This window comes from Roseinatronobacter ekhonensis (genome assembly GCF_900499075.1).
GTDB classification, from domain to species: domain Bacteria; phylum Pseudomonadota; class Alphaproteobacteria; order Rhodobacterales; family Rhodobacteraceae; genus Roseinatronobacter; species Roseinatronobacter ekhonensis.
The window spans coordinates 1-15,581 of sequence record NZ_UIHC01000021.1 but is presented as its reverse complement, the minus strand read 5'-3'; the positions used below and the strand labels follow the sequence as shown (position 1 = coordinate 15,581).

Genomic DNA, 15,581 nt, shown 5'->3' with positions numbered 1-15,581 from the left:
TTGCTTGATTTTTGAAAAATTGGTAATATTATTTTACCAATACCGGCTGGGAGGACCGAGAATGGACATGCCTATCCCCAATGCAGCGATTATGTCGAAACGCGATCGCGTCATCGCGCGGCTCGCGGATCTGCTGCCGTCCGAGGCGCTGATCTCTGACGAAGCCGAGCGCCGCGCCTATGAATGCGACGCGCTGACCGCTTATCGGTGTTTGCCGTTGGCCGTCGTGCTGCCCGACAGCACCGAACAGGTCGCAGCGATCATGAAGGTTTGTCATGAGGAAGCCGTGCCGGTCGTGCCGCGCGGGTCTGGCACGTCGCTGGCGGGCGGCGCTTTGCCGACCGAGGATTCGATCATTCTTGGCGTTGCGCGCCTGCGTGAGGTCATGGAGGTCAGCTACCCAAACCGAACCATTCGTGTGCAGAGCGGTATCACCAATCTGGCGGTCACGGGCGAGGTCGAGGGGGACGGATTTTTCTACGCGCCCGACCCGTCCAGCCAGTTGGCTTGCGCGATCGCAGGCAATATCGCGATGAATTCGGGTGGCGCGCATTGTCTGAAATACGGCGTGACCACCAACAACCTGCTGGGCGTGACGCTGGTTACGATGGACGGCACGGTGTTGGAAATCGGCGGCACCCATCTGGACGCGGCAGGCTATGACCTGCTGGCCCTGATCTGCGGATCGGAGGGGCAGTTGGGTATCGTCACCGAAGCGACCCTGCGCATCCTGCCCAAGCCCGAGGGCGCGCGCCCGGTGCTGATGGGGTTCGACAGCAACGAGGTGGCAGGGGCTTGCGTGTCCGACATTATCAAGGCGGGTGTGCTTCCCGTGGCGATCGAATTCATGGACCGTCCCTGCATCCGCGCGACAGAAGATTTCGCCCATGCCGGCTACCCCGATTGCGAGGCATTATTGATTGTCGAGGTCGAAGGTTCTGACGCGGAAATCGACGAACAGCTTGGTCTGATCAAACAAATCGCGCATCGGCACAACCCGGTTGAACTGCGCGAAAGCCAGTCGGACGAGGAAAGCAAGAAAATCTGGCTGGGCCGCAAATCGGCCTTTGGCGCGATGGGGCAGATTGCCGACTACATGTGTCTGGACGGCACGATCCCGGTGTCGAGCCTGCCCTATGTTCTGAAACGCATCGGCGAAATGTCGGAAGAATTCGGGCTGGGCGTTGCCAATGTCTTCCACGCGGGCGATGGAAACATGCACCCGCTGATCCTGTACGATGCGAACAAACCCGGCGATCTGGAACTGTGCGAGGCGTTCGGCGCGGAAATCCTGAAGCTGTGCGTCGAGGTCGGCGGCTGCCTGACCGGCGAACATGGCGTGGGGATCGAAAAGCGCGATCTGATGAACGTGCAATTCGCGCCCGATGATCTGGATGCCCAAATGGCTGTCAAGGATGTGTTCGACCCGCAATGGCTGTTGAACCCTGCCAAGGTCTTTCCGCTGGAAGCCAGCGCCGCGCGCCGCGCGGCGTAAGGGGCTTTGCCCCCTCTGGGCGCTGGCGCGCCCATTCACCCCCAGGATATTTGGGGCAAGGATGAATTGATGACAGAACAGAGGAGGGCCACCGATGCGCCCCACGACTGAGGCTGACTTATCGGACATGGTGCGCGCGGCCTCTGGTCCCTTGCGCATCCGCGGGGGCGGCACGCGTAATCTGGGCATGCCCGGCACTGCCGAGGTGCTGGAGACCACGGGATTGCAGGGCATTTCGCTGTATGAGCCGGGTGCGCTGACGCTTGTAGCGGCAGCAGGCACGCCGCTGGGCGATGTCGAGTCTGCGCTTGCCGCCGAGAACCAGCGCTTGCCATTCGAGCCTATGGACATGCGTGCGCTACTGGGGACCGAGGGCACGCCGACCGTGGGCGGCATGGTCGCCGCGAATGCCTCCGGCCCGCGCAGGGTGATTGTCGGGGCCTGCCGCGACAGCCTGATCGGGGTGCGTTTTGTGGACGGGCAGGGCCGCATTGTGAAGAATGGCGGACGCGTGATGAAGAACGTCACCGGCTATGATCTGGTCAAGCTGATGGCCGGGTCATGGGGCACGCTGGGGGTGCTGTCGGAATGCAGTTTCAAGCTGCTGCCCGTGCCAGAGGTACAGGCCACGCTTGTCAGCGCCGAGATGACGCCGGACGCAGCCGTGGCCTGCATGTCTGCCGCCTTGGGGACACCTTATGAAGTGAATGCCGCCGCGCGCGACACGGCCGGGCGGGTGTGTCTGCGCATTGAGGGGTTTGCCGAGCAGATCGCCCACCGCAGAGCCGCATTGGCGGAGGTGCTGGGCGGTGACTGGGAGGTCCTCGAAGGCGACGAAAGTGCTGCGCTGTGGCGCAGTATCCGTGATGTTACGGCGTTCGCGGGGCAGTCTGGTGATGTCTGGCGTCTATCTGTAGCGCCCTCGGAGGCGCCTGAGCTGGTGGCCAAGATCGGCGGGCCTGTCCAGATGGATTGGGGCGGCGGCCTGATCTGGGCGCTTGTGCCGGACAGCACCGACTTGCGCGCGCAAGTCGGCCCGATTTCGGGCCATGCCACCCTGATCCGCGGGAGCGAGGCCACCCGCGCGCGCCTGCCCGTATTCCAGCCAGAGAGTGGCCCGATCGCCGCCCTGTCGCAGGGCTTGCGCGCCAAGTTTGATCCGCGCGGGGTGCTGAACCCTGGCCTGATGGGATAATCCACCATGCAAACGACCTTTACCCCCGACCAGTTGAAAGACCCGGCGATCCAACGCTCTAACGAGGTGTTGCGCAACTGCGTGCATTGCGGGTTTTGCACGGCAACCTGCCCGACCTATGCCGTGTTGGGCGATGAATTGGACAGCCCGCGCGGGCGGATTTACCTGATCAAGGACATGCTGGAAAAAGGCCGCCCGGCGGATGAAAAAACCGTCAAGCATGTTGACCGCTGCCTGTCCTGTCTGGCCTGTATGACGACATGCCCGTCCGGTGTGCACTATATGCACCTGGTGGACCATGCGCGCGAGTATATCGAGCAGACCTACAAGCGCCCGCTTTTTGAACGTATGCTCCGCTGGGTGCTGTCGAAAATCCTGCCCTATCCGGGGCGGTTCCGTCTGGCGCTGCTGGGAGCCAAGATCGGTCGGCCGTTCCGCGGGCTGCTGCCAGACCCGCGTTTGCGCGCCATGCTGGAAATGGCGCCAAAGGTTATCCCGCCGGTCAGCCGGAATGACGACCCACAGGTCTTTGCCCCACATGGCACCAAGAAAATGCGCGTGGCGCTGATGACCGGTTGCGCCCAACGCGCGCTGAACACCGACATCAACGACGCCACGATCCGCCTGCTGCGCCGCTTGGGGGCAGAGGTCGTGATCGCGGACGGGCAGGGCTGTTGCGGAGCGCTGACGCACCATATGGGCAAGACACAGGAAAGCCACGCCACCGCCGCCAAGAACATCCGTGCGTGGCATGGCGAAATGCAAACTGGCGGGCTGGATGCGATTGTCATCAACACAAGCGGCTGTGGTACGACCGTCAAAGATTACGGTCATATGTTCCGCAATGAGCCTTTGGCGGCAGAGGCGAAGGCCGTGAGCGAAATTGCCATGGATGTCAGCGAAGTGTTGATGAAGCTGGATCTGCCGAAAGGCGAAAAGCAGGACATGAAAGTGGCCTATCACGCTGCCTGTTCTTTGCAGCACGGCCAGCAGATAAAGACCTTCCCCAAGGATTTGCTGAAACGCGCAGGGTTCACGGTGACGGAACCGAAAGACAGTCACCTGTGTTGCGGGTCTGCCGGCACCTATAACCTGATGCAGCCAGAGATCTCGAAGCAACTGAAGGCGCGCAAAGTCGAAACACTGGAGGCCAAGCAGCCCGATATCATCGCCGCAGGCAATATCGGGTGCATGATGCAGATCGGCGGCGGCACCGAAATCCCAGTGGTGCACACGGTCGAATTGCTGGACTGGGCGACGGGCGGGCCGCGCCCGCGTGCGCTGACGCAAAGCTGACACGGTTTCGCCGCAAGCGCGCCTTGGGGGCGCGCTAAGGCTTGGCAAAGCCAGTTGTGTCGGAGAGATCATGCCAGTTTTGCGTGCCCTGTTGGTGCTTGTCTTTTGCCTGTCGAACATGGCGCAGGCGCAAGACAAGCCGTTGACCCTGCTGGAAACAGGTCTGACCGCGCAAGGCTGGGAAGCGGTCGGGCGCATCGACATCGCCGGGCACGGCTTTTGTACCGGCGCCCTGATTTCGCAGCGGCTGGTGCTGACAGCAGCGCATTGCCTGTTCGACCGCGATACCGGCAAACGCTACGATGACGAGGATTTCCTGTTCCGCGCAGGTTGGCGCAACGGGCATGCCGTGGCCGAAGGGCGCGTGCTGCGTTCTGTCGTGCACCCCGGCTACCGCGTTGCGCGCTATGCGACGCCGGACACAGTGATCAATGATCTGGCGTTGCTGGAGCTTGTCCATCCAATTACAAATCGCGGCGTGGTGCCCTTCGCAGTGCAGGACCGACCGCAGCGCGGTGACACGGTGGGTGTTGTGTCATATGCGCGTGGTCGGTTGGAAGCACCATCGCTGCAAGACCGTTGCCGCGTTCTGGACAGTGTCGCGCAGGGGGTGGTCTATATGACCTGCGCGGTCGATTTCGGGGCCTCGGGCTCGCCTGTCTTTTCCTTCGAGAGTGGACGCGCTGAAATCGTGTCGGTCATCTCTGCCAAAGGCGTCTCTGAGGCGGGGGAGTATGTCGGCGACATTTCTTTCGGGGTGGCACTTGGTCCCAAGCTGGACACCTTGCGCGCGGCGTTGAGCCAGCGTGACCGCCGGTTCATTCAGGCACCGGCCAGCACCTCGGTCACACAAACTGCGCCTCGGAGTATGACCAGCGAGGGCGGTGCACGGTTCTTGCGCCCCTGAGCAGGCGTTCTCCCACTGTTGATCCCTCTTGAATCGCTGAAACGGGCATCCCACATCTGATGGGTCCGGGAGCCAAATATGGGCCCGGACGCCTGAACAGCGCCTGTCCAGACGGAAGGCGTGCAACTCATCGCTTCAGATAGGAGGATGCTTATGCGTCGTTTTGATCCCACCCCACTTTACCGTGCCAGTGTCGGCTTCGACCAGATGGCAGAAATGCTGGACCGCGTCATGTCCAGCGACCTACAGGCACCCAGTTACCCGCCTTACAATATTGAAAAGACGGGCGAAAACGGCTATCGGATTTCGCTTGCCGTGGCCGGGTTCCGCGCCGATGACCTGAGTGTCGAGGTCAAGGAAAACGCGCTTTTGGTCACGGCCCGCACCGCAGAGGACGACAGCGCCGCCCGCGAATACCTGCACCGCGGCATCGCGACCCGTGCGTTCGAGCGCCGGTTCCATCTGGCCGACCATGTGCGCGTGACCGGTGCCAGCCATGCTGACGGCATGCTGCATATCGACTTGCAGCGCGAACTGCCCGAAGCATTGAAACCGCGCCGGATCGACATCGCGCGCGAGCCGCTTGGCCACCAGACAGAGAAGCTCGTGCAGGAACGTGCTGCCTGACAGGCGAAACTCGGTCGTTACCTCGAACGCGAAAACCCGGCCATTCGGCCGGGTTTTTTGTCGAGTGATGGGGCCGTCAGCCCGCCCGCGCCATTGCCGCAGCGGTATCAAGCATCCGGTTCGAAAACCCCCATTCATTGTCATACCATGACAGAACGCGCACCATGCGCCCTTCCAGAACCTTGGTCTGGTCCAGATGGAAAATGCTGGAGCGCGGGTCATGGTTAAAATCCATCGACACGTTGGGTTGGTCGGTCACACCAAGGATGCCCTTGAGAGGTCCATCACCAGCCGCCGCGACCACCGCGGCGTTGATCTCTTCGGCGGTCACGTCGCGCGCCGCTTCAAAGGTCAGGTCCACCACCGACACATTGGGCGTGGGCACGCGGATCGCCACACCGTCCAGCTTGCCCGCCAGTTCCGGCAGCACAAGCCCAACCGCCTTGGCGGCACCGGTCGAGGTGGGGATCATGCTCATCCCGGCGGCGCGGGCGCGGTACATGTCTTTATGCATCGCATCCAACGTCGGTTGGTCGCCCGTATAGCTGTGTATGGTGGTCATGAAGCCGCGCGAAATGCCGACCGCGTCATTCAGCACCTTGGCAACCGGCGACAGGCAATTGGTGGTGCACGACCCGTTCGATACGATCTTGTCACCAGCCGTCAGGCTATCATGGTTCACACCATAAACGATGGTTTTGTCAGCGCCTTTCGACGGGGCCGAAACCAGCACTTTGCCGGCCTTGCCCAGATGGATCTTGGCCTTGTCGGCATCCGCGAATATGCCGGTGCATTCCAGCACGATGTCGATATCGTCCCACGGCAGGTTGGCGGGATCACGCTCTGCCGTGACCTTGATGGGGCCGCGCCCAACGTCGATATTGCCATCGGTGACTGTTACCTCTGTCGGAAACCGTCCGTGCACGCTGTCGAAGCGCAGCAGATGGGCGATGCTCTCGACCGGGCCAAGATCGTTGATGGCAACGATCTTGATATCGTCGCGGTTCTGTTCGACCAGCGCGCGCAGCACCAGTCGGCCGATCCGGCCAAAGCCGTTGATTGCAAGACGTGTGGTCATGATATTCCCTCCACTCAATTTCGCGTTTGCGCTAACACGAAAGCATAGCGAAAATCAAGCGCGCATACGGGCGGCGAGTCAGCAGGTGGTGCAGCCTTGGGCGCGGGTGGGGGCACTGGGTTGATAGCCGTCGCGCATCAGCCGGGTGATGCCGCCCTGAATGTCGATCACGGGCTGGTCCAATAACCCTGCCAAGGCGCGGGCGGCCGTGTTGGTGCGGTTGCCTGTGCGGCAGATCAGCGCCACGGGGCGGCCGTCCAACTGCGGGGCAAGGGCTGCCAGAAACGCCTCTGGCGTGTCGAAATGCTCGTATGTCAGCAAATGCGCGTTCGGCAGCACGCCGGTTTGCGCCCATTCTTCGGGGCGGCGGATATCCACCAACAGCACATCGGCGCTTTGCAATTCGGTGGCCGAAGGTTGCGCAACGTAGTGCTGTTGCGCGACGGCTGGGCTTCCCAGACCAAACAGAGCGACAAAGGCGAGGGTCAGGAAGCGCATGATCTCTCCGGGGTTAATTTGCGGTTGCGCGCGCATGCGTGCGGCGGATCGCTTTTGCCACATCCTCGGGCCTTGCGTGATGCGGCATATGGCCCACACCGGGCAGGATGGTCAGGTTCGCATTGTCCAACGTATCGGCCATGCGCTCCGAGTGGAATGACAGGCCAACGGTCGTGTCCGCATCGCCATGGACAATCTCTATCGGCATGTCCAGCGCCGGATAGCCGCCCGACATCGCCTCGACATACCCCTTCAGGCTGTCCACCTGCCGTGCGTTCAGGCTGAGCTGGCTGGCGCGCAAGGTCAGGTCAAACCCCAAATGGTCCAGATATCCCTCTGGCACGGGGTTCGGCGCGAACACGCCTTCCAGACTACGTTCGACCGCCGCACGCGGGGCCAGCCCTGCCACCAAGGGCAACACAAGGTTCTGCCCCAGCCAAGACGATGAAAGCTGATACCAAAGCCCCAATTCACCCGGCCACGGGTAGACGGCGGGGGCCAGCAGCGTCAGCCCCGCCACATCATCGGGCGCCTGCAAGGCCCATGCCATTGCGACCGCCCCGCCATAGGAATGGCCAAGCACCAAGGGGCGTTCAACCCCCAACTGATCCACCGCCGCGCGCAGAATCGTGGCTTGGTCCAGCGGGCTTTCGGGGCCGCCAAACGCGTCGGAGTGGCCAAAGCCGGGACGATCCAGCGCGATCACGCGGAAATCCTGCGCCATCCGGCCCACCAGATCGAAGGTGAAATCGCGCGCATTGCCGTTCGCGCCGTGGATCAGCACCAGATCCGGCCCTTCGCCTTGCACCACGGCATGCACGCGCCCACCGTCCAGCGCGATATAAGCCCCCTCGGGCGGGTCGTCAGTGGTGCTGGCCGCGCGTGCGCAGGCCACGGTGGTGGCCGCGACAAGCGAAAAGAGTGCCAGCTTAGCGGCCGATCTGTGCAAGGTCATAGGGTGTTGTCTGATATATCTGGTTGATCCAGTTACCATATAGAAGATGCGCGTGGCTGCGCCACCTGTTCATGGGCATGCGCGCGGGATTGTCATCCGGGTAGTAGTTGCGCGGCACCGCAATGGGTTTGCCGCCTTCGATATCGCGGTCGTATTCTTCTTTCAGGGTGGTGCTGTCATATTCGAAATGGTTCAGCATCATCAGGGCCCGGTGCGCAGCGTCTTCAATAAGCGCGGGCCCCACCTCGTCAGAGGCGATCAGCGTGTTCAGCCCTGCAACGCCGTCGATCTCGGACTGGCGCAATTCTGTCCAGCGGCTGACTGGGATCAGAACATCATCGGAAAACCCGCGCAGATAGGGCGAGGCGGGCGCCATGTTGCGATGGCGAAAGCAGCCGAACGCCTTTTCGGCCAGCATGTGCTTGGGCACGCCGTGGAAATGTGCCAGCATCGCCATGCCGCCCCAGCACACCCCGAAGGTGTGGTGCACATGGGTTTGTGTCCAGTCGAACACCTCTGTCAGCTCGTCCCAATAGGTGACATCGGGGTAGTCCAGATGCTCGATCGGCGCGCCTGTAATGATAAGACCGTCGAATTTCTCGTTCTTCACGTCTGCGAAGGGGCGGTAGAATTCTTCCATATGGGCGGCGGCGGTGGTCTTGGTTTCATGCTCTGTCATGCGGATCAGCGACAGTTCTATCTGCAACGGCGTCGCGCCGATCAGCCGGGCAAACTGGTTTTCTGTCTGGATCTTCTTGGGCATCAGGTTCAACAGCCCAATGCGCAAAGGCCGGATATCCTGCGTAGAGGCCGCGCTTTCGGACATGACCATCACGCCTTCGCGCGACAGCACGTCATAGGCGGGCAGGGTTTCGGGCAGTTTGATGGGCATCGGGCTCAGTCCAGCTTGGTGGTGATCAGGGCGTTGAAACTATCGCAATCGGTGACGCGTGCCACCTCCTCGGCGCTGACGGTCACGCCCCAGTTTTCGGCCATGGCACGGTAGCGCGGCGCGCGATGTGCCAATGCGCGCGCATAGGTCCAGCGCACAAAGGCGTCGGGGTCAACCGCGTCTTCGGTCTTGCCGGTTTGCGTCAGGTAGTCGGCCCATGCGGCGGTCAGGAATTCGGGTTGGTAATACATCGGCTTGGGCGCGCGATCAAAACGGCGCACCAATTCAGCCGTATGCGCGTCGGACCCTTCTATCCAGACCGGCAACACATGCGCGGTCAATTCGCTCATCAGGGTGTCATCCGGGTCGAACGGGTCGATCACCTCGCAGATGGAGCCGCCGGTGTCGCAGACAAAATTGCGGTAGCCGTAAAGGTCTTCGGCCCGCGCGATAAACGGAACGGTGTCGCGCAGCGCGGCGATTTCGGCGGCGCGGTGCTGGTCCTGACGGCGCATGTATTCGTCAAAGGGCAGCCCGCCTTTGTCGGGGTCGCCCGGTTTGCCCAGATAGGTGGACAAGGGGGCAAGATTGTCGAACGTTATGTTGGACGAGATGTAGACCGAGTCGGTCAGCAACAACTCGCGCAGCAGCGGCACGCGCATCGCCTCGCGCTTGAAATTGTCGGCGATGTATTCGCCCATGTAGCGTGTGCCGATCCGGTAATCGACCGAATAGTGAAACCAGTCACCGCCATCGCGCAACAGCTTGGCCAGATGGGTTTTGCCCAGTCCCGACATGCCAAACAGCATGACGCGGCGCTCGGACGCGGCGGTCCAGTCTTGGGCAGTTGGCAGGGGCATGGCGGCTTATCCTGTTGCAGGGTGCGGCCTTGCTAGCCCGTGGCCTGTGGCAGGTCAATCAAGCGCGCAGCGAAAAGCCCTGCCCGCTGTTGGCGGACAGGGCCGTTTTGACACAACAGGTCGCACTCAGAATCTGAAACCGATCCGCATGCCCGCGCCAATGGCCGAATTGTCGTCAAAGGTGCTGCCAAGCGTGGTCGTTGCCGCGCCGATGCGCGAGTATTGCAGTCCGGCGCTGATGGTCATCGCATCGCGGGTATAGGACACACCGACGCCGATGGAATTGCGCTTGCCGACAGGGCCAAGATTGCTGGTCGGATTGCCGGTGCCCGTGTCATGCGACACGCTGATAGAGCCGGACCAGTTTTCGTTGAACTTGCGGCCCACGCCCAGCGTGTAGGTGACAGAGTTTTCCGGGTAGCTGACGATATTGACGCCAAGCGCGGGGGCCGGGATGACGAAGTCTTTCCAGTTCACCCAACGGATGGACCCGAAGACCAATGTGTCCTTGGCCACCCCGCTGCGGACATCGAGCGTAAGCGAATCCGGGATTGTGGTGGTAAACCCGGTTGCGGGCAGCGGCGCGCCGCCAAAGCTTTCTTGCGCGGTAAAGCCGTGCTTGACCTCTGACTGGTAGGTCAGCGCGACACGCAGCGCGATTTCGGGTTTTTCATAGGCCACGCCGACCAGATAGCCAAAGGCCTGATCGGTGTTGCTGGTCATGACGTAATCCGCCGCAGGGCCACCCAGCGCGTTTACAACCGCCGCAGGAATGGACACAGCACCGCTGGTCCAGACAGACCGCACCCCGGCATAGGCCGAAACGCCGCCGCCGAATTTGTAGCGCAGAACCCCTGTCAGCGCGGTGCTCTTGATCTCGCCACTTAACGTGGCCAGCGCAGACCCGGCCGGATAGACAACATCGGCCCCGATGGGCTGGTCGAGGATGATCGCGTAAGACAGCTTTTCGTTGATATCGGCCTTGTAGCCGAGAGAACCGGAAAAATAGCTGTTGGCGATATTGCCGGTGGCGGTGCCGCCAAATCTGGCGGCCAGATTGCCGGTCAGGCTGGGACGACCGTAGGTCAGGCCGCCTTCCAGATAGCGCCCCTCCTCGAAAAGAATCGACATGGGCTGGCTGGACCGTTCGACACCACCCGCGAAAGCGGGCGCGGCCACGGCGCAAGCCAGTGCGGATATCACACCAATACGCATCTTAATCTCCTCCCGAGCGATCGGCGCGAATCCCTCCCACGCCGCGAAACATGACATTTCGGTGAAAGTTGGCACTATGACGGTTCACTTGTCATTTTTGACTTCGGGTCAACTTTTAAGCGACCTTGCGTCAAGTTGCCTAAAAGTGACGCAAACCTTGCTTGGAAGGGCTGTGACCCGTGCAGACCGCTATCGCGGCGACAGGGTGATCACGCCAATCGTTCCCGCACGGGCCAGATCGGGGTCAAGTGTCATGGGAATATATTCTCCCCGCCGCCACAGATCGCCCAGATCGTCATAATGTCGTGACAATGGGTGGCCCGATTGCCCCGTCGATGTGATGAAGACAGAGCTTTCCGGGTCTGCGAAATCATACACCCCGCGATAGACCGGCCCCATAACATGGGCGAACGGGTCTTCGGGGTCGCCTGAAACACGCCCAAGGTTCAGCGTGTGATCGCCGCCGGAGGTGGATTGCCGGATATTGACGACATAGCGCAACAGCGCAGCATCGCGCAGCACCGGATGGTCATGGCGCGCCGTATGTGCATCGCCCCAGCGCCAGCTTTCCAGACTGGGTCCAAACCGCCCTTCCAGTTGCACAAGCGCGTCATCCAGCGCCAGCAGGGCCATGTCGTCGCAGGTTTCCGTCACGCTGGACTGGATGATATCGCACCACGCGTCCGCCCCGCGCCGGCCTTGGAACACCTGCTCTATGAAGGCCGGATCGACATGGGTAAAGCTGTCTGTCAGCGGACCCAATTCATCCTGTATCAGCCGTTGCTGAAGCGCGCTCATCCAAGCGGCATAGATCAGCGGTTCCGGCAGATGTTCGTTCATCTCGCCATTCCAGTCGGCAAGCAGGCGCAAGGCGCGCTGCCGCGTGTGCGCGCGTGTTCCCTCTGCCGCAGCATCGCCGGAAAACCAAAGATTGGCGGCAACCAGTGGCAACAAGCGTCGCGCCGCAGGGCTGACGGTGTCCAACTGCGCCTCTATCAGGCTGTCGCGCGTGTGCACGCTGCGCGCGCCGACCAGATGCATCAGGCGGTCGATCCGCTGGGTATCGCCCCAGTCATGCGACACATGCAACGGAAAGGGACGGTCCAGCAGTTTGTTGTTGGTGTTGCCCAGAACGCCGTTGTCGGGGTCTATAAAGCTGGGGTTGGCGGAATAGGGCAGGGTGCCCAGCCAGCGGTTTTCGCGGAGCCATCCGGGCGTCGGCATACGGCCTTTGGTTTGCGCCTCGGCGCTGCGGCGGGGCATCCGCCCGATGGTCTGCAAGGCAATGCGTTCATCCGTCGCCAGCATCAGGTTCTGCGCGGGCGCGACGAATAACGCGCCAGCCTCCAGCGCCTCATCCAGGGTTTGTGCCTGCATCAGCCGCATTGCCGCCGTCATAGACGTGTCGTTCGCGCTCAGCACGGTCGCGCCCAGCGTCACAACGTGGCCGGGGGGGGTGATATTGCCCAGCCCCAGCAAACCGCCCGACAGGACCGGACCATTCTGCGACCAACGTAGTGTCAAGGTGACCGGATCGGCATCTTTGATGCGGATGATGGAACCGCGGCTGTCAAACTCTGCCCAGCCGTCGGGCGTGCGGTATTGGGTGGGGGCTTCGGGGTTCAGTTCTTCCAGAAACAGATCGGAATCATCCAGATATGCGGGCCCGACCCCCCATCCAAGCGCAGGCGAGCGGCCCGACAATACAAAGGGCAGGCCCGGAACGGTCGCCCCGATCACGCCGCCGCTGCTCAGGTCCAGCCTTGCCAGATACACCATCGACGGCGCCGACAGACGCATCTGCGGGCTGTTGGCCAGAAGCGCCCCATCGGCGGCAGCGCGGCTTGGCGCGGCGGCAACGCTGCTTGCGGCCCCTGTCAGTTCGGGCGTGTCCAGCCACAGGAACGGCAGCGCGCCACTTGCGGGGTTGCTGCCCTGTGGTGCGGTTGGGAAAAGCTGGCTGAAATCGGGAAGCGCGCCGTCCTCTGCGGGGGTCACATCCGGCAGCACCGCCCCCAGCCCCGTGCCCTCCAGCGCCAAGGACAGCCGCGCGCGCCGCACTTCGCGGGCAATCTGGGTGTTTTGCTGCACGGCCATCAGTTTCAGAATGGCAATACTGTCCGCAGGTTGCCACAACGGCATTTCTGCATCGAACAGGAAGAACTCTGGCGCGCCGCGCCCCTGCGCGCCCTCGTTGACCTGCATAAGCCATGCATTGATCCCGTCGGAATATGCCTCCAGCGCGGCACGGGTCGGGGCGTCTTGGGCGTCAACCGCCGCGCGCGACAGGCTGTATAGGTCCAGCCGCCGCATCAACTCGTCGGTGCGCAAGGTGCTGGTCCCGAACATTTCCGACAGACGCCCTTGCGCCATGCGCCGCGACATCTGCATTTGCCACAGCCGGTCCTGTGCATGCGCATAGCCCAGCCCGAAGAACACATCCGGATCCGTTTCCCCGAAAATATGCGGCACCGCATGGGTGTTGCGCACAATCTCGACCGGCGCGGAAATGCCATCTACCGTGCGCTGCCCGGCATAATCGGGCACCGAGCGCGAGGCGAAATAAGACACGCCGACCACGGCCAGAAGCACGATCAGCGCCAGGCCCAGAAACAGCCTGACAAGCCAGCGAAACAAGGTGAATATGGGCACGGGGCAGATTGGCTTTACATTTGGCGTTGCGTTGGGGCTGATAGCTATGCCTCATGCGCGCGATGCGCAATCACAAGAATTCGAGAGGGAGAGAGACTATGGCAAAACTGGCATTCCTGGGCCTGGGCGTGATGGGTGCCCCGATGGCGGGGCACTTGGCGAAAGCGGGCCATGACGTGACCGTCTATAACCGCACCACCGCCAAGGCCGAAGCTTGGGTCGCCACCCATGGCGGCGCGTCTGCAGCGACGCCTGCGAAAGCGGCAGAGGGCGCAGAGTTCGTCATGGCCTGCGTTGGCAATGATGACGACCTGCGCGGCGTCTGCACCGGGCCGGATGGCGCCTTCGCGGGCATGACCAAAGGCGCTGTTTTTGTCGACCACACCACGGTCTCCGCCCAAGTCACCAGCGAGATGTCGCAGGCCGCCGCCGACCTTGGCCTCGGCTTTGTCGACGCACCCGTTTCCGGCGGGCAGGCCGGCGCGGAAAACGGTGCGCTGTCGATCATGTGTGGGGGCTCCCAAGCCGAATACGACTGCGCCGAACCCGTCATGGCCGCCTATGCCCGCACCTGCAAACGCATGGGCGACAGCGGCGCAGGCCAGATGGCCAAGATGATGAACCAGATCTGCATTGCCGGGTTGGTGCAGGGCTTGTCCGAAGCGCTGCATTTCGGCGAAAAAGCCGGCATGGATGGTCGCGCGGTGATCGAGGTTATCTCTCAGGGCGCCGCCGGATCATGGCAAATGGCCAACCGCCACGGCACCATGCTGGACGGCGAGTTCAACCACGGATTCGCGGTGGATTGGATGCGCAAGGATCTCGCCATCTGCCTTGCCGCTGCCGATGAGGTGGGCGCGTCCCTGCCCGTGACCGCCCTCGTTGATCAATTTTACAAGGATGTGCAGCAAATGGGCGGCGGGCGCTGGGACACGTCCAGCCTGATCGAGCGGCTGCGCAAGCTGGGGGCGGGGTGATGCTCTACGCGCTTGGCGACCGCCGCCCGACCTTGCCAGAGGATGGCGACTATTGGGTCGCGCCGGGGTGCCACTTGATCGGCGATATCGTGCTGCACCCCGGCGCGTCGGTGTGGTTCAACTGCACCCTGCGCGGCGATAACGAGGCTATCACCGTCGGCCCCGGCAGCAACATTCAGGAAAATTGCGTGCTGCACACCGATATGGGCTACCCGCTGGTGATTGGGGCCAATTGCACCATCGGGCACAAGGCGATGCTGCATGGCTGTATCATCGGCGACGGCTCGCTCATCGGCATGGGCGCGACGGTGCTGAACGGCGCGCGCATCGGACGCGGCTGCCTAATCGGGGCGGGCGCGCTGGTGACAGAGGGGAAAGAGATTCCCGACGGCTCGCTTGTCATGGGCGCGCCGGGTCGTGTCGTGCGGCAGTTGGACGAGGCCGCGCAGGCCAAGCTGCTAAACTCCGCCGAAGGCTACCGCGCCAACATGGCCCGCTTCAAGGCGGGGCTGGTGGCTTTGGAGTAGGCGGGTGCGGGCGGAGGACATCAAGGACGCCGAGAGCTTGCAGGCATGGCTGGAAAGCCTGCCGCATGAGACGGAGGCAGAGCGCGAAACCGCCCGCCGCTGGGCGGTGACCATTGCGCATCGCGCAGCGATGCGGGAACTTCCAAACCGTTTGGTAGACGATCTTAAGTACAATCAAAACGCAAAGGACGAAATGACAGCGGCGCTGTGGCCATTATTGGCAAGTTGCGTGGCTGCCTCTGGACGAAAAGTTGATTGGTCCAAACATGCTGATTTAAACCTAGTGTTCTGAGTCTGACACTTCCTACCTGTTTCCGCGAATTTCATCGAGCGCGTTCAGAGCGCGGCGTTCCCGGGTGAGGATGTCCTCGGCGGTTTTGGTCCATTTGAAGGGTTTGGGCTTGTCG

Annotated in this window: 15 protein-coding genes; 8 read left to right on the top strand and 7 right to left on the bottom strand. The window is 62.2% G+C overall.

Annotated features, from left to right (window positions below):
• Positions 1–61 precede the first annotated feature (61 nt).
• The 5 genes from ROE7235_RS10925 to ROE7235_RS10905 all read left to right on the top strand — a co-directional run bounded on the left by ROE7235_RS10925 (position 62) and on the right by ROE7235_RS10905 (position 5,520).
• Positions 62–1,495, top strand: coding sequence for an FAD-linked oxidase C-terminal domain-containing protein (locus tag ROE7235_RS10925; protein ID WP_121095554.1), 1,434 nt, complete (start codon positions 62–64; stop codon positions 1,493–1,495).
• Between the two features lie 94 nt (positions 1,496–1,589).
• On the top strand, positions 1,590–2,690 hold the full coding sequence (locus ROE7235_RS10920; RefSeq protein ID WP_121095552.1) for an FAD-binding protein: 1,101 nt from the start codon (positions 1,590–1,592) through the stop codon (positions 2,688–2,690).
• Positions 2,691–2,696: 6 nt separating this feature from the next.
• Positions 2,697–3,986: a glycolate oxidase subunit GlcF gene (gene glcF / locus ROE7235_RS10915; RefSeq protein WP_121095550.1), complete on the top strand. Its 1,290-nt coding sequence runs from the start codon at positions 2,697–2,699 to the stop codon at positions 3,984–3,986.
• 70 nt (positions 3,987–4,056) lie between these two features.
• A complete protein-coding gene (locus ROE7235_RS10910; protein ID WP_121095548.1) occupies positions 4,057–4,893 on the top strand; it encodes a trypsin-like serine peptidase in 837 nt (278 codons plus the stop codon).
• Between the two features lie 153 nt (positions 4,894–5,046).
• Positions 5,047–5,520, top strand: coding sequence for an Hsp20 family protein (locus tag ROE7235_RS10905; RefSeq protein ID WP_121095617.1), 474 nt, complete (start codon positions 5,047–5,049; stop codon positions 5,518–5,520).
• 76 nt (positions 5,521–5,596) lie between these two features.
• Here the strand turns inward: ROE7235_RS10905 and gap are convergent, their stop codons facing one another.
• From gap to ROE7235_RS10870, 7 genes are all read right to left on the bottom strand, one after another.
• Positions 5,597–6,598, bottom strand: coding sequence for a type I glyceraldehyde-3-phosphate dehydrogenase (gene gap / locus ROE7235_RS10900; protein WP_121095546.1), 1,002 nt, complete (start codon positions 6,596–6,598; stop codon positions 5,597–5,599).
• A 78-nt stretch (positions 6,599–6,676) separates the two neighbouring features.
• Positions 6,677–7,096: a rhodanese-like domain-containing protein gene (locus ROE7235_RS10895; protein ID WP_183073475.1), complete on the bottom strand. Its 420-nt coding sequence runs from the start codon at positions 7,094–7,096 to the stop codon at positions 6,677–6,679.
• Between the two features lie 13 nt (positions 7,097–7,109).
• Positions 7,110–8,051 (bottom strand): alpha/beta fold hydrolase, encoded by a 942-nt coding sequence (locus ROE7235_RS10890; RefSeq protein WP_121095542.1) that lies wholly within the window; start codon positions 8,049–8,051, stop codon positions 7,110–7,112.
• Positions 8,026–8,943: a homoserine O-acetyltransferase MetA gene (gene metA, locus ROE7235_RS10885; protein WP_121095540.1), complete on the bottom strand. Its 918-nt coding sequence runs from the start codon at positions 8,941–8,943 to the stop codon at positions 8,026–8,028. Before metA ends, ROE7235_RS10890 begins: the two co-directional genes overlap by 26 nt.
• A 5-nt stretch (positions 8,944–8,948) precedes the next feature.
• The gene (locus ROE7235_RS10880) at positions 8,949–9,803 is read right to left on the bottom strand and encodes an ATPase (RefSeq protein WP_121095538.1); all 855 of its coding nucleotides are present in this window, start codon (positions 9,801–9,803) and stop codon (positions 8,949–8,951) included.
• Positions 9,804–9,929: 126 nt separating this feature from the next.
• Positions 9,930–11,018 (bottom strand): OmpP1/FadL family transporter, encoded by a 1,089-nt coding sequence (locus ROE7235_RS10875; protein ID WP_121095536.1) that lies wholly within the window; start codon positions 11,016–11,018, stop codon positions 9,930–9,932.
• A 189-nt stretch (positions 11,019–11,207) separates the two neighbouring features.
• Positions 11,208–13,664: a penicillin acylase family protein gene (locus ROE7235_RS10870; protein WP_121095616.1), complete on the bottom strand. Its 2,457-nt coding sequence runs from the start codon at positions 13,662–13,664 to the stop codon at positions 11,208–11,210.
• Between the two features lie 104 nt (positions 13,665–13,768).
• Between ROE7235_RS10870 and ROE7235_RS10865 the strand changes: the two genes are divergently transcribed.
• Genes ROE7235_RS10865 through ROE7235_RS10855 form a run of 3 tightly spaced genes read left to right on the top strand, consistent with a single transcriptional unit; the run spans position 13,769 to position 15,466 of the window.
• Positions 13,769–14,647 carry an NAD(P)-dependent oxidoreductase gene (locus ROE7235_RS10865; protein ID WP_121095534.1) on the top strand — a complete coding sequence of 293 codons (879 nt, stop codon included), beginning with the start codon at positions 13,769–13,771 and terminating at the stop codon, positions 14,645–14,647.
• On the top strand, positions 14,647–15,174 hold the full coding sequence (locus ROE7235_RS10860; RefSeq protein WP_121095532.1) for a gamma carbonic anhydrase family protein: 528 nt from the start codon (positions 14,647–14,649) through the stop codon (positions 15,172–15,174). Before ROE7235_RS10865 ends, ROE7235_RS10860 begins: the two co-directional genes overlap by 1 nt.
• A gap of 37 nt (positions 15,175–15,211) precedes the next feature.
• Positions 15,212–15,466, top strand: coding sequence for a hypothetical protein (locus ROE7235_RS10855; RefSeq protein ID WP_147434201.1), 255 nt, complete (start codon positions 15,212–15,214; stop codon positions 15,464–15,466).
• The last annotated feature ends 115 nt before the right edge of the window (positions 15,467–15,581 follow it).